The 13890-nt window shown below is 63.5% G+C and carries 17 protein-coding genes; 10 read left to right on the top strand and 7 right to left on the bottom strand.

All coding sequences use genetic code 11. From position 1 onward, the window contains the following. Nucleotides 1-72: 72 nt before the first annotated feature. Nucleotides 73-1185 (top strand): DUF3182 family protein, encoded by a 1113-nt coding sequence (locus L1P09_RS09475; protein WP_192439886.1) that lies wholly within the window; start codon nt 73-75, stop codon nt 1183-1185. Beyond that, nucleotides 1169-1939 (top strand): alpha/beta hydrolase family protein, encoded by a 771-nt coding sequence (locus L1P09_RS09470; RefSeq protein ID WP_235768747.1) that lies wholly within the window; start codon nt 1169-1171, stop codon nt 1937-1939. The genes L1P09_RS09475 and L1P09_RS09470 overlap by 17 nt, the downstream gene beginning before the upstream one ends. Here the strand turns inward: L1P09_RS09470 and L1P09_RS09465 are convergent. Then, entirely contained in the window at nt 1918-2298 is a 381-nt protein-coding gene (locus L1P09_RS09465) for an antibiotic biosynthesis monooxygenase (RefSeq protein WP_192439885.1), read from the bottom strand. The genes L1P09_RS09470 and L1P09_RS09465 overlap by 22 nt on opposite strands. Nucleotides 2299-2388: 90 nt before the next feature. Beyond that, nucleotides 2389-3372, bottom strand: coding sequence for a GlxA family transcriptional regulator (locus L1P09_RS09460; protein ID WP_054906206.1), 984 nt, complete (start codon nt 3370-3372; stop codon nt 2389-2391). Between the two features lie 82 nt (nt 3373-3454). Here L1P09_RS09460 and L1P09_RS09455 point away from each other — a divergent pair, with 82 nt between their 5' ends. Further along, nucleotides 3455-4009, top strand: coding sequence for a cysteine hydrolase family protein (locus L1P09_RS09455; protein WP_054906207.1), 555 nt, complete (start codon nt 3455-3457; stop codon nt 4007-4009). A 78-nt stretch (nt 4010-4087) separates the two neighbouring features. Here the strand turns inward: L1P09_RS09455 and L1P09_RS09450 are convergent, their stop codons facing one another. Beyond that, nucleotides 4088-4651, bottom strand: a complete 564-nt coding sequence (locus tag L1P09_RS09450; protein ID WP_054906208.1) for a helix-turn-helix domain-containing protein — start codon at nt 4649-4651, stop codon at nt 4088-4090. Between the two features lie 84 nt (nt 4652-4735). Between L1P09_RS09450 and L1P09_RS09445 the strand changes: the two genes are divergently transcribed. The 7 genes from L1P09_RS09445 (at nt 4736) to L1P09_RS09415 (ending at nt 11893) form a co-directional block, all read left to right on the top strand. Further along, a complete protein-coding gene (locus L1P09_RS09445) occupies nt 4736-5686 on the top strand; it encodes a DMT family transporter (protein ID WP_054906209.1) in 951 nt (316 codons plus the stop codon). A 149-nt stretch (nt 5687-5835) separates the two neighbouring features. Then, the gene (locus tag L1P09_RS09440; RefSeq protein ID WP_154211276.1) at nt 5836-8751 is read left to right on the top strand and encodes a monovalent cation/H+ antiporter subunit A; all 2916 of its coding nucleotides are present in this window, start codon (nt 5836-5838) and stop codon (nt 8749-8751) included. Then, nucleotides 8751-9095, top strand: coding sequence for a Na+/H+ antiporter subunit C (locus tag L1P09_RS09435; protein ID WP_003250128.1), 345 nt, complete (start codon nt 8751-8753; stop codon nt 9093-9095). Before L1P09_RS09440 ends, L1P09_RS09435 begins: the two co-directional genes overlap by 1 nt. Beyond that, a complete protein-coding gene (locus L1P09_RS09430; RefSeq protein ID WP_235768746.1) occupies nt 9092-10771 on the top strand; it encodes a monovalent cation/H+ antiporter subunit D in 1680 nt (559 codons plus the stop codon). The genes L1P09_RS09435 and L1P09_RS09430 overlap by 4 nt, the downstream gene beginning before the upstream one ends. Then, nucleotides 10768-11256 carry a Na+/H+ antiporter subunit E gene (locus L1P09_RS09425; protein ID WP_009684169.1) on the top strand — a complete coding sequence of 163 codons (489 nt, stop codon included), beginning with the start codon at nt 10768-10770 and terminating at the stop codon, nt 11254-11256. Before L1P09_RS09430 ends, L1P09_RS09425 begins: the two co-directional genes overlap by 4 nt. After that, complete coding sequence (locus tag L1P09_RS09420) at nt 11253-11531, top strand: K+/H+ antiporter subunit F (protein WP_009684170.1); 279 nt, start codon at nt 11253-11255, stop codon at nt 11529-11531. The genes L1P09_RS09425 and L1P09_RS09420 overlap by 4 nt, the downstream gene beginning before the upstream one ends. Continuing rightward, nucleotides 11528-11893 (top strand): Na+/H+ antiporter subunit G, encoded by a 366-nt coding sequence (locus tag L1P09_RS09415; protein WP_009684171.1) that lies wholly within the window; start codon nt 11528-11530, stop codon nt 11891-11893. The genes L1P09_RS09420 and L1P09_RS09415 overlap by 4 nt, the downstream gene beginning before the upstream one ends. A gap of 12 nt (nt 11894-11905) precedes the next feature. On the opposite strand, the gene L1P09_RS09410 is transcribed toward L1P09_RS09415, so the two are convergent. The 4 genes from L1P09_RS09410 to L1P09_RS09395 form a co-directional block, all read right to left on the bottom strand. Further along, entirely contained in the window at nt 11906-12118 is a 213-nt protein-coding gene (locus tag L1P09_RS09410; RefSeq protein ID WP_029885263.1) for a hypothetical protein, read from the bottom strand. Further along, nucleotides 12115-12585 (bottom strand): hypothetical protein, encoded by a 471-nt coding sequence (locus L1P09_RS09405; RefSeq protein WP_033744322.1) that lies wholly within the window; start codon nt 12583-12585, stop codon nt 12115-12117. The genes L1P09_RS09410 and L1P09_RS09405 overlap by 4 nt, the downstream gene beginning before the upstream one ends. A 336-nt stretch (nt 12586-12921) precedes the next feature. After that, nucleotides 12922-13116: a hypothetical protein gene (locus L1P09_RS09400; RefSeq protein WP_054904896.1), complete on the bottom strand. Its 195-nt coding sequence runs from the start codon at nt 13114-13116 to the stop codon at nt 12922-12924. 177 nt (nt 13117-13293) lie between these two features. Then, the gene (locus tag L1P09_RS09395; protein ID WP_003250099.1) at nt 13294-13698 is read right to left on the bottom strand and encodes a TraR/DksA family transcriptional regulator; all 405 of its coding nucleotides are present in this window, start codon (nt 13696-13698) and stop codon (nt 13294-13296) included. Between the last annotated feature and the right edge of the window lie 192 nt (nt 13699-13890).

The following is a 13890-nucleotide window of genomic DNA, read 5'->3' as shown; positions in this document are numbered from 1 at the left end:
TCAAGTAGTGCTGAACTTCCCCAGGGTCACGGCTTCACACACTGTACATTCGCCGCACACAGGCAGCAGACCATGCCCAGTGCCTGCCCCGCTAAAACTGCAGTCGTGCTGCTCGACACTCGGGAACATACACCCGAGCATGAGCGGGCCGTGCACCTGAAGCTCGCCGAGGGCCTGGGACGCTTGCTGGGCTGCCCCCATGTGCAGCCCACGCGGCTGCCTGTCGCCACCGACAACTACTATTGCATCCCGACCGAAACCCTGACCGACACCGAGCAGGCTGCCAGCCTGGGCATTGTCAGTGAGTCCGATCTATTCGGCGGCTTGGTACCCTGCCCCTACATGGCCACCAAAGCCATTTCCCACCCGCTGCCTGCGGGAGCCTCCGGCCCTGAGGGCTGGACCGATGGCTTCGCCCGCCAGGCCGGCGGCGCCTTGCTGCGCGGTTTTACGGTGTTCAGCAAACCCGATGCCCGCCATGCTGCAGCCTTGCTGTTGCGCGCTGGCCCTGTGCGGGTCAAGCCAGTACGGGCCAGCGCAGGCCGCGGGCAACAGGTGATCACAGAACTGGATCAGCTGACCCCTTTGTTGAACGGTATGGACGACCAGCAGTTGGCGGTATGGGGACTGGTGCTGGAAGAAGACCTGAGCCAAGTGCAGACCTTCAGCGTTGGTCAGGTCAGGGTGGCCGGCCTGACCTGCAGCTACCATGGCACCCAGCAACTCACCCGTGACCATCAGGGCTGCGAGGTGTACGGGGGATCTGACCTGATCGTAGTCCGTGGCGACTATCAGGCCCTGTTGCAACGCCCCCTTGAAGACCACCTGCGGCTGGCCGTGAACCAGGCCATGGTCTACGAACAGGCTGCCGAACGGCATTTTCCGGGCTTTGTGGCGTCGCGGCGCAACTACGATATCGCCCGCGGCACCACTGCCTCCGGCCAGCCATGCAGCGGGGTACTCGAACAATCCTGGCGCCTGGGCGGTGCCAGCAGCGCCGAGCTGCTGGCCCTGCAGGCATTTGCCGACGACCCGGCACTGCAGCAGGTACGTGCGTCCACCCATGAAGTGTTCGGCAGCGCCGACCTGCCCGCGGATGCCACCCTTTTCTACCAAGGAAACGACAGTGAACTCGGACAACTCAGCAAATTTGCGCGGATTCGCGAGCATGGCCATTCAGAGTGAAACCGTCGAACTGCAGGTCGAGAACGACCGCATCGCCGGGACCTTGGTCAGCCCTGGCAGCAAGATGCCAGGTATTCTCTTCGTCCACGGCTGGGGTGGCAGCCAGCAACGTGACCTGGCTCGCGCCCGACACATCACCGGCCTGGGCTGCGTATGCATGACCTTCGACCTGCGCGGCCATGAAAAAACCCAAAGCCAGCGCCTGACCGTTACCCGTGAGCAGAACCTGCAAGACCTGCTGGCGGCTTACGACCGCCTGATCAGCCACCCGGCGGTCGACAGCAACGCCATCGCCATCATCGGCAGCAGCTATGGCGGCTACCTGGCCACCTTGCTGACCCGCGAACGCCCGGTGAAATGGCTGGCCCTGCGGGTGCCGGCCATGTACTGGGACGAAGAATGGGACAGCCCCAAGCAAGCCCTTGATCGTCAGCGCTTGAACGCCTACCGCCAGCGCCCCCTGGGGCCGGCCGACAATCGCGCCCTGGCCGCCTGCGCCGAGTTCGTCGGTGATGTGCTGCTGGTGGAGTCCGAACAGGACGACTATGTCCCGCACAGCACCTTGATGAGCTACCGCTCGGCATTCGTCAGCGCCCACTCACTGACCCACCGCATGGTCGACGGCGCCGACCACGCGTTATCCAGTGAAGAAAGCCAGAAAGCCTACAGCTCGATGCTGGCGGCATGGATCAGCGAAATGGTCATCGGTGCCCGCCTGGACCGCTACCCACACTACGCACCGTGGTACGCCTGACCCTCTCCTACCTGGCAATGCAGGCCGCCATCGGCGCTGCGCACCAGGCTGCGCAAGGTCTGGTAGGCCGCAAAATTGACACCCCGTGCCTGGTGCCGGCGCAACAGCTCGAGGAAGGGTTCCTCGTTGAAATACTCGGCCGCCGCCGACCAGGCCTGGCGTGACTGCCATTGCAGGTACTGCAGCACCCGGCTGCCATCGTCGCTTGCCTGAATGCTGACGCCTTGCAGGCCTTCACAGCGCGCTGCCAACACTTCGCTGCGCACCACCAGCGCTTGAGCCAACGCCTGCTGGCACGGGCTCGGCACTTCATATTCGATCATCTGGGTGAACCACAGGGATTGAGGGTTTGCCGACATCGACAGTCTCCTGGCTACGGGCGCATGCAGCGCGATGCCGAGCAGGGTAAAACCTCAAGTTAAGTCAAGGTCAAGCGGTTTGTGCACGCGCTACGCCGTTACCGCAAAGCGTCGCCGGTACTCACTCGGCGTCAACCCGGTGATGCGCTGAAAGACTTTGCGAAACGCCCCCGGATCCTGATAGCCAACCCCCCAGGCGATCTGCTCGACATTGCGCCGGGTGAACTCCAGCAACCGGCACGCGCGCCCTACGCGCACCTGCTGGCAGTATTCGGTGGGGCGCAACCCGGTGGCGGCTCGAAAACGCCGCAGGAACGTGCGCGCTTCCAACCCCGCGCAGGCCGCCATTGCAGCCAGGTCTGCATGCTGCCCGTCACTGCCCTGCAGCCAATGCTGCACTTTCAGGATGGCTTCGTCGCCATGGTCCAGCCGAGGGTTGAACAACGCCCCGGGCAATGCCGCGGTGACAGGTTCGACTGCCAGATAGCGGGCAGTTTCCCGCGCTACCGTCGCCCCCAGAAAACGTTCGAGCAGCCGCAGCCCCAGGTCGGTCCAGGCCATCAACCCCGCCGAGGTGACAATGTCGCCGTCGTCCAGTACCGGCTGCTGGGTCTGCACGCGCACGTTGGGGAACCGCTGCGCCAGCGCCTGCACGTAGTTCCAGTGGGTACAGGCCGGGCGACCATCCAGCAAGCCACTGGCGGCGATGAAAAACACGCCGATACACACCGACGCCAGCACCGCGCCACGCCCGTGCAACAGGCACAGGGACGGCCGATGCTGTTCCAGCAGGTCGCCATGCGGGGTCGATTCCAGGCTTGGCGGGATGATCAGGACACGCACACCTGCCAAGTCGACAGCCGGGCTGCCAGGGGCCAGCTGCAAGTGACCTGCGACGTCGGCCTGCCAGAAGCTGATGCGCACCTGCGGCAACGCGACAGCACCCAGTTCGGCTGCGACCCGATTGGCCACGGTAAAGAGGTCGCGCAGGCCATACAGGGCAGCCTGCTGTACCCCAGGGTAAAGCAGCAAGCCGATGTCCAGCCTGGCCGTGTTGTCAGTTTTCACCCGCATAGTGTCGTTCACGCCAATCCTCAGGTCGGGCCCCACAGCCTATAACTAACGCCAACCCACGACTACTGCCACAGGAGGCAGCATGAACAAGCACGCGCTGATCATCATCGACATCCAGAACGACTACTTCCCAGGCGGCAAGTGGCCCCTCGATGGGGCTGAGGCAGCGGCCGAAAACGCGGCCCGCGTGCTGGCCGCGGCCCGCACGCGCGGCGACTTGGTGGTGCACGTGCGGCATGAGTTCACCAGCGCCGATGCGCCATTCTTTGCCCCGGGTTCGCCGGGCGCCGCCTTCTACAGCAAGGTCCAGCCGGCTGCAGGCGAGCCGGTGATACTCAAGCACAAGGTCAACGCCTTTCTCGAAACTGGCCTTGAACAAACGCTCCGAACGCATGGCATCGAAGCCGTGACCATCGTTGGCAGCATGAGCCACATGTGCATTGATGCCGCTACCCGGGCAGCCGCCGACCTGGGCTTTGAAGTGACCGTGGTGCACGATGCCTGCGCGACCCTGGCACTGACGTTCGACGGCAAGCAGGTGCCAGCGGCCCAGGTACAGGATGCGACCATGGCAGCGTTGGCCTTTGCCTACGCCAAAGTCGTGAAGACGAGCGAAATGGTGGCCGAACAGGCTTGAGGTGCTCGGGGCGCTTTGCGCCCCATCCCGCCGGCAGATCGCTTGCAAACCACCACGGGGCGACGAACCTGCGGGGCCTCAGATCACCACATTACGCACAAACCGCACCGGCACAGTGCCATCGTTCCGGTAGGCGTACTGGCAATTGCTGGGAAATACCTGGAACTGCCCCACCTGCAGGCGATGTTCTATCCCCTCGATGATCAGGGTAAGTTGCCCTGCGCACACATAGATCTGCTCACTCCAACCCTCGGCATCGGCCTCGCTGGCATAACGCTCGCCCGGCGCCAGCGTCCACTCCCACAGCTCGACCTCGCGCCGCGCCGCGCTGGTGCCCAGCAAAACCGCCCGGCTCTGGGGGTGCTCGCCCGCCCAGGCCAGCTCTTCGATACGCCCTGGATCACGCAGGTCCGGCGCCTGGATCAGCGTACTGAAGGCCACCCCCAACGCCTCGGCGATCAAATCCAGGGTGGTCAGGCTGACATTCTTTTCCCCCGCCTCGATGGCCACCAGCATGCGCCGGCTGACCCCCGAGCGTTCAGCCAGCACCGCCTGGCTCATACCAGCGGCATTGCGCAGGCTGCGAACATTTAGGCTGACGTGTTGCAGCACCGAAGCACGGTGCGCGGATTCTTTGTGCACTATATTGCTCACCGTTGTGTATTGCGCAGTATACTGCCCACTTTGCGGCGATTGTGCGCCGCCTGACGCCGAGTGTGCAAGACCATGATCCAGCCCAGCAGCAAGCCGACCCCCACCGTTACCTTTCGCCTGAGCAAGGCCGAAGTCGTGCTGGTGTTCATTACCATGTTGTGGGGCGGCACCTTTCTGCTTGTCCATAACGTGATGAGTGTCAGCGGCCCGATGTTCTTCGTCGGCCTGCGCTTTGCGGCAGCGGCGTTGTTCGTGGGCGTGGTCTCAGCGCGGGCGCTGCCTGGGCTGACCTTCACCGAGCTCAAGGCCGGCATGCTGATCGGTGTCACGATCATGCTCGGCTATGGTTTGCAGACCATGGGCCTGCAAACCATCAGTAGCAGCCAGTCGGCGTTCATCACTGCGCTGTATGTGCCGTTCGTGCCCCTGTTGCAGTGGCTGGTACTTGGCCGCCGGCCAGGCCTGATGCCCAGCATCGGCATTTGCCTGGCGTTCGCCGGCCTGATGCTGCTGGCCGGCCCGGAAGGCGGCAGCCTGCATTTCAGCGAAGGCGAAATGGTGACCCTGGTCAGCGCTGTGGCGATCGCTGGCGAGATCATCCTGATCAGCCGCTACGCCGGCCAGGTCGATGTGCGTCGGGTCACCGTCGTCCAGTTGGCGACCGCGTCGGTGTTGGCGTTTTTGATGATCGTCCCGACCCAGGAGCGCATCCCCGACTTTTCCTGGCTGCTGCTGGTCAGCGCTATCGGCCTGGGCGCGATGAGTGCGGTAATCCAGGTGGCGATGAACTGGGCGCAGAAGTCGGTCTCGCCCACCCGGGCAACGCTTATTTATGCTGGTGAACCGGTGTGGGCTGGTATCGTCGGGCGTATCGCCGGCGAACGGCTCCCCGGCGTGGCGCTGCTGGGCGGCCTGCTGATCGTGATCGCGGTGGTAGTCAGCGAACTCAAGGTACGGCGGCGCAGCGAAGGCGCCGCTGTGGACGGCCAAGGGGTACCGGGTGAGCGGCAGGCAGGGCTGTGAAGCAGCCAACTGCAGCTATGCTTTGTAAAAAACTGTTATAAAAAAATCACTTGTCACAGTCTATTTGTAGGATTCTGCGACAGCTTGCGTGTTGGTGATCACCCCCCCGGCACGTATGATCCTTGCAAACTTCTCCAGAATAGGCCGCTATGTCTTTGATAGTGCTATTGCTTCTGCCGTTCGTGGGCAGTTGCCTGGCAGCCGTGCTGCCGCACAACGCACGAAACGCCGAGTCCATCCTTGCCGGGCTCGTAGCCCTGGTCGGTACCGTCCAGGTAGCACTGCTTTACCCTCAGGTCGCCCACGGGGGCGTGATTCGCGAAGAGTTCCTGTGGCTGCCCAGCCTGGGCCTGAACCTGGTGCTGCGCATGGACGGCTTCGCCTGGCTGTTCTCGCTGCTGGTGCTGGGCATCGGCACGCTGGTGTCGCTGTACGCGCGCTACTACATGTCACCCCAAGACCCGGTGCCGCGCTTCTTCGCCTTTTTCCTGGCGTTCATGGGCGCCATGCTGGGCCTGGTGATCTCCGGCAACCTGATCCAGCTGGTGTTCTTCTGGGAGCTCACCAGCCTGTTCTCTTTCCTGCTTATCGGCTACTGGCACCACCGGGCAGACGCCCGCCGCGGCGCCTACATGGCACTGATGGTAACGGGCGCAGGCGGCCTGTGCCTGCTGGTGGGGGCGCTGCTGCTCGGCCATGTGGTCGGCAGCTACGACCTGGACAAGGTCCTGGCTGCCGGCGACACCATCCGCCAGCACGCGCTGTATCCAGTGCTACTGCCCCTCATCCTGATCGGCGCCCTGAGCAAGAGCGCACAGTTCCCCTTCCAGTTCTGGCTGCCCCACGCCATGGCTGCGCCAACGCCGGTATCGGCCTACCTGCACTCCGCAACCATGGTCAAGGCCGGGGTATTCCTGCTGGCCCGCCTGTGGCCAGTGCTCTCCGGCAGCGAGGAGTGGTTCTGGATCGTCGGCGGCGCCGGCGCCATCACGCTGTTGCTCGGCGCCTTCGCCGCCATGTTCCAGAATGACCTGAAGGGCCTTCTGGCCTACTCGACCATCAGCCATCTCGGCCTGATTACCCTGCTGCTCGGCCTGAACAGCCCCCTGGCCGCGGTCGCCGCGGTGTTCCACATCCTCAACCATGCCACCTTCAAAGCCTCGCTGTTCATGGCCGCCGGCATCATCGACCACGAAAGCGGCACCCGCGACATCCGCCGCCTCAGTGGCCTGATCCGCCTGGTGCCGTACACCGCCACCCTGGCCATGGTGGCCAGTGCCTCGATGGCTGGCGTGCCCTTGATGAACGGCTTCCTGTCGAAGGAAATGTTCTTCGCTGAAACAGTGTTCATCAGCTCCACCGCCTGGGTCGAAGCCGCCCTGCCGGTAGTCGCCACCCTCGCCGGCACGTTCAGCGTGGCGTATGCGCTGCGCTTTACCGTCGATGTGTTCTTCGGCCCTACGGCCCAGGACCTGCCGCACACCCCGCATGAACCGCCGCGCTGGATGCGTGCACCGGTAGAGTTGCTGGTACTCACCTGCCTGGTCGTGGGTATTTTCCCCGCACAGTCGGTCGGGCCGCTGCTGGCTGCCGCGGCATTGCCGGTGGTCGGCGGCACCCTGCCGGAATACAGCCTGGCGATCTGGCATGGCTGGAATGCGCCGCTGATCATGAGCCTGCTCGCCATGAGCGGCGGTATCGTCTTGTACATCATGTTGCGCAAGCAACTGCGCCGGGGGCGCTTCCCTTCCCCGCCGGTGATCGAGCGGTTCAACGGCAAGCGCCTGTTCGAATACGGCCAGGTGCAGTTGATGTTGCTTGCCCGGCGCATCGAGCGCCTGCTCACCAGCCGGCGTTTGCAGTCGCAGCTGTTCATGCTGGTGGTCGCCGCATTCCTGGCCGGGCTCACGCCCATGCTCTACAGCGGCCTGAGCTGGGGCGAGCGGCCGAAAATTCCCGGGTCCGGGGTATTCGTCGCGCTGTGGCTGATCGCAATCGCCTGCGCCGTCGGCGCTGCCTACCAGGCCAAGTACCATCGCCTGGCAGCCCTGACCATGGTCAGCGTCTGCGGCCTGATGACCTGCATCACCTTCGTCTGGTTCTCCGCACCCGACCTGGCCCTGACCCAGCTGGTGGTGGAAGTCGTCACCACCGTGCTTATCCTGCTCGGCTTGCGCTGGTTGCCTCGGCGTATCGAAGGCGTCTCGCCATCGCCCGGCAGCCTGGAGCGTGCGCGCATACGCCGCTTGCGCGACCTGCTGCTGGCGGTACTGGTTGGTGGCGGCATGGCCTTGTTGTCGTATGCCATGCTGACGCGGCCGACACCCAATGACATTTCCTCGTTCTACCTCAGCCGCGCACTGCCGCAGGGCGGTGGCACCAATGTGGTCAACGTCATGCTGGTCGACTTCCGCGGTTTCGACACTCTCGGTGAAATCACCGTGCTGGTGGCCGTGGCGCTGACCGTGTTCGCCCTGCTGCGACGCTTCCGCCCACCCAAGGAGAGCATGCAGTTGCCGGCCCAGCAGCGCCAGCTCGCGCCTGACGTGGTCACCGACCTGATCAACCCGCGGCATGCCACCGATACCGCACTGGGCTTCATGATGGTGCCAGCGGTGCTGGTGCGCCTGCTGCTACCTATCGCCCTGCTGGTCTCGATGTACCTGTTCATGCGCGGGCACAACCAGCCAGGGGGCGGTTTTGTCGCTGGCTTGGTAATGTCGGTGGCGTTCATCCTGCAGTACATGGTGGCGGGCACCCAATGGGTCGAGGCGCAGATGAGCCTGCGGCCGCTGCGCTGGATGGGCACCGGCCTGCTTTGCGCAACCCTCACCGGGGGCGGCGCCATGCTGCTCGGCTACCCGTTCCTGACCACCCATACCGCCCACCTGCACTTGCCCTTGCTGGGCGACGTGCACGTGGCCAGTGCACTGTTCTTCGATGTCGGCGTGTACACCGTGGTGGTCGGTTCGACCCTGTTGATCCTCACTGCGCTGGCGCACCAGTCGGTGCGTGCCTACCGCCCGGGTAACCCGGCAAAAACCAACCAAGCAGGAGCCGCCTGATGGAAGAAGTCATTGCAGTCGCCATCGGAGTGCTGGCCGCCTCGGGCGTATGGCTGATCCTGCGCCCGCGTACCTACCAGGTCATCATGGGCCTGTGCCTGCTGTCGTACGGCGTCAACCTGTTCATCTTCAGCATGGGCAGCCTGTTCATCGGCAAAGAGCCGATCATCAAGGACGGCGTGACCCAAGACTTGCTGCATTACACCGACCCGCTGCCGCAAGCCCTGGTGCTGACCGCCATCGTGATCAGCTTTGCCATGACCGCGCTGTTCCTGGTGGTGCTGCTGGCCTCGCGGGGCCTGACCGGGACCGACCACGTCGATGGCCGGGAGCGTGACGAATGAGCGACATGAGTCAACTGATCGTCGCGCCCATCCTGCTACCGCTGGTCACGGCGGCCATGATGCTGCTGCTGGGCGAAAAACACCGCCGCATCAAAGCCCGTCTGAACCTGCTGTCGACCCTCACCGGCCTGGCCATAGCCGTCAGCCTGCTGCTGTGGGTACGCACCCAGGGTCAGGCACAATCGATCGGCGTGTACCTGCCGGGTAACTGGCCAGCGCCATTCGGTATCGTGCTGGTGCTGGACCACTTGTCTGCGCTGCTGCTGACCCTGACCGGGGTCATCGGCTTCAGTGCCCTGTTGTTTGCCCGCGCCCGCTGGGACGGTGCCGGGGCCAGCTTTCACGCACTGTTCCAGATCCAGCTGATGGGCCTGTACGGCGCGTTCCTCACAGCCGATCTGTTCAACCTGTTCGTGTTCTTCGAAGTGCTGCTGGCCGCTTCCTACGGCCTGTTGCTGCATGGTTCGGGGCGCGCGCGCGTGCGTGCCGGCCTGCACTACATCGCCATCAACCTGTTTGCCTCGTCGCTCTTCCTGATTGGCGCGGCGATGCTGTACGGCGTGACCGGCACCCTGAACATGGCTGACCTGGCCCTGAAGATTCCCCTGGTGCCAGAAGCTGACCGTGGCCTGCTGCACGCCGGTGCAGCCATCCTGGCCATGGCCTTCCTGGTCAAGGCCGGCATCTGGCCGCTCAACTTCTGGTTGGTACCGGCCTATGCATCGGCCAGTGCGCCGGTGGCTGCGCTGTTCGCCATCATGACCAAGGTCGGCCTGTACGCCGTGTTGCGCCTGTGGACGCTGCTGTTCTCCGGCCAGGCCGGCGCTTCGGCCCATTTCGGCGGCCAATGGCTGGTGTACGGTGGCCTGGTGACCCTGGCGGTGGCCGCAGTGTGCATTCTCGCAGCACAGCGCCTGGAACGCATGGCAGCGCTGAGCATCCTGGTTTCGGCCGGCACCCTGCTCGGCGCGGTCGGCTTTGCCCAGCCCGCGCTGACCGGTGCGGCACTGTTCTATCTGGTCAACTCGACCCTGGCACTGTGCGCCCTGTTCCTGCTCGCCGAGCTGGTCGAACGCTCGCGCTCGGCCAATGAGGCACCGCTGGACGAAGAAGAAGATCTGATGCCGCCCCCGCTGGAGTCCCTGCCCCCCCCCAAAGGTATCAACCTCGATGACGAGCAGAAGGCGGTGATCGGCCAGATCATCCCTTGGACCATGGCTTTCCTGGGCCTGAGTTTCATCGCCTGCGCCTTGCTGATCATCGGCATGCCGCCCCTCTCGGGCTTCGTCGGCAAGCTCAACCTGATCAGCGCCTTGTTCAACCCAAACGGCCTGGGCGGCCCCGTCGAGCAGCCCCTGAGTGCCCCCGGCTGGGGGCTGGTAGCGTTGCTGATACTCTCGGGCATGGCCTCGCTGATCGCCTTCGGCCGGGTTGGCATCCAACGCTTCTGGAAGCCCGAAGAGCGCCCGTCACCCGTACTGCGCCGGTTCGAATGCCTGCCGATCGTCATTCTGCTCGGCCTGTGCATCTTCCTCAGCCTCAAGGCCGAGCCGTTGCTGCGCTACACCCAGGACACGGCCGCCAGCCTGCAGGCGCCAGATGCCTATATCGATGCCGTAATGGCCGCCCGGCCGATCCCTGGCCCGACTTCGCCCAGCGCCGAGGTGCTGCCATGAGCCGCATGTTCCCCGCCCCGCTCCTCTCGGTCTCGCTGTTCGGCCTGTGGCTGCTGCTCAACCTCTCGGTCAGCCCCGGTAACCTGCTGCTGGGCGCCGCCCTTGGCGTACTGGCGCCACTGCTGATGGCCCCCTTGCGGCCGCAACACGCACACGTCAAGCGGCCGCTGGTCGTCGCCCGGCTTATCGGCCGGGTCGGCGTCGATGTCATCATGTCCAACCTGCTGGTTGCCCGCGGCGTGCTGCGGGCCGGCAAGCAGCCGCCACGTTCGGCGTTCGTGCATATACCGCTGGCCCTGCGCGACCCGCACGGCCTGGCGGCACTGGCGATGATTACCACGGTGGTGCCTGGCACAGTCTGGTCAGAACTGGCTCTGGACCGCAGCGTATTGCTGCTGCATGTGTTCGACCTGGACGATGAAGCGGCCTTCGTCCAGCACTTCAAGGACACGTATGAACGCCCACTGATGGAGATTTTCCAATGACAGGCCTGCTCGCCAACGCTGTCCTCGCCAGCCTGTTCATTTTCGCCCTGGCCATGGCCCTGGCGCTGTTCAGGCTGTTCCGTGGCCCGTCTGCCCAGGACCGGGTCCTGGCGCTGGACTACCTGTATATCCTGGCCATGCTGACCATGCTGGTGCTGGGTATCCGTTATGCCAGTGACACCTACTTCGAAGGTGCCCTGTTGATTGCGCTGTTCGGCTTCGTCGGCTCGTTTGCCCTGGCCAAGTTCCTGCTGCGCGGTGAGGTGATCGAATGACTGAAACCTTGGTACTGCCATTCTGGCTCGAACTGATCACGGCGGTGCTGCTGATCACCGGCAGCCTGTTCGCCCTGGTAGGTGCAGTGGGCCTGGTGCGCCTGAAAGACTACTTCCAGCGCATGCACCCACCGGCACTGGCCTCGACCATCGGCGCCTGGTGCGTGGCACTGGCCTCGATCATCTATTTTTCGTGGTTGAAGGACGCGGCGGTGCTGCACGCCTGGCTGATCCCCATTCTGCTGTCGATCACTGTGCCGGTGACCACGTTGCTGCTCGCACGGGCAGCGCTGTTCCGCAAGCGGGTGGCGAAAGAGCCAGTGCCTGAAGAGGTCAGCAGCGGCTGCGACAGTGGCAACTGAAGGCCTGCCGCCTCACACCTGGCTCAGGCGCTGCAACTCGCGGCGCACCATGGCGGCGTAAGGTGGCGGGCCGAGCCTGTACAGCTCTGCCGCCACCCAGTTCAACCAGGCACCTTGCAATGCATCGCGCCGGGCCAGCATACGCTGCGCCTCGGCTACGGCAGCCGCATGATGCTGCCGATGAAACTCCGCCCGGCTGGCGGGCGCATCATCAGTTGCAGTCATTCACTGGCCTTGAAGGTGGTCAGCTCGCCCTTGCGCCATTTGGCAACTTTGCCGGTTACCGCTTTCAGCAACTTGCCCAGGCCTTCCTGTATCTGCTGCTGCGCGGCGAATACCAACATGACCCCTTGGCCTTCGCGAAACACGATGCCCTCGCCTTCCGGCACGGAAACGAAAGCGTAATCACCCACGCCATAGACATTCAACTTGATTTCCCGGAAGCGCATTTCCAACTTGCCGCCTTCGCGGCTGGGCAATACGGCAGCGCGGAAATGATCGCCAACTTTCAGTTCCAGGCGCTGTTTATCGTCTACCACCAACGCACTTTCTGTGTCGATTTCGGCCATGTACAGGCCTTCGGGATTCTGTTCGGTTACATAAATGAAGCGGCCCTGGAACAGTTGGGCCAATTTACCGCGCAAGTCGCCGAGTGCGAACAACGCATGGGTATCAAGTGTGCTGACTGCCAATGAAGTAATCCTCAACCGGTTACAACCCGCCCTCACCCAAGCTCGGGGAGGCACGGCCCTGTCTTATCGATAGGCGAAAAGAGTAATAAAGCGATATACGAAATGTCTGTGCCCGCCGACGATGCAGCGCGCAGGAAACTTTACTCTGGTTTGCCAGATTCGCCTTCAACCGAAGGCGTTTGGCCCATTCCCGGCACGGGAAACGTGATGCCTGAGATCACTCGCCAGAAAACACGGCCAAGGCGTGAGCCTGCAAGAAGGCAAACCCTGGTGCGCATTACTGTAGGACAAATATGCCCGAAAACACTGAAACCCGTCGAGAGGCAAACAACATTTTCAGGCGGCGAGCCCTTTCTTCAGTTGTTGCTGCCAGGCAGCCTGGCATTCCAACGCTTCCTCGCGCGTGGCAAAAGCGGTACCGCGCCGCTCACCGTTGACGAGCACCACCCAGCAGACACGCCTGCCCAGTGCCTGCATTGTGGCGGGCACACTTGAACCGATCATCACGGCCACATCGACTCGGCTATGCATCATTCCCTCCGGAATTTAAGTAGCACCCTAACGATATAGCCATGATACGCCTGCGCCCAAGGGGGAAACAGCGCCGCCCGGTACAGCTGTGTTACGCCTGCAGCAACAAAAACGGGGCGACAACAAACGCAAAAAGCCCCAGGGATCGCTCCGTGGGGCTCGGCACTGCGCGAGGGGTTACACCTGGCGCTGGTGGCGGTCGAGCTGCTCGTGGCGCTCTTGGGCTTCGATGCAGTATTTGGTGGTCGGGCTGATCAGCAGACGCTTCAGGCCGATGGGCTCACCACTGTCGTCGCACCAGCCGAAGCTTTCGTCGGCAATACGGTCCAGGGCCATTTCCAGCTGAGGCAGCAGGCGCTGGTCGCGGTCGATGGCATTCACCAGCCAGCTGCGCTCTTCTTCGACCGAAGCCACGTCGGCTGGGTCCGACGGCGTGTCCAGGCCTTCGATGGTGGTGCGGCTGAGCTCGATGCGTTCATGGGTTTCGACTTTCATCGCCTGCAGCAGCTCAGTGAAGAAGGCGAGCTGGTCGGCGTTCATGTAGTCATCGGCCGACATGGCCAGCAACTGTTCCTTGGTCATCGATTTCTCTATGAAAAAATGTGCATTTGGGCGATTCAGGTGCCGCCGACGCCTCGGCATCGGCAACGGAATTCTTCAAGCGCCAATCGGCACTCTTTTACAGGGGGCGGCAGTCTAAGGCGCCACGTCGCGTGGAGCAACTGCAAAAGGCTGCGAATTTGCTTTCCGGCACCAGAATCCGCTGGTCGGTGT

It is taken from the genome of Pseudomonas juntendi (genome assembly GCF_021560075.1).
In the GTDB taxonomy this organism is placed as follows: Bacteria; Pseudomonadota; Gammaproteobacteria; order Pseudomonadales; family Pseudomonadaceae; genus Aquipseudomonas; species Aquipseudomonas juntendi.
The sequence above is the reverse complement of the archived record's forward strand: the minus strand, read 5'-3'. Positions and strand labels throughout refer to the sequence as shown.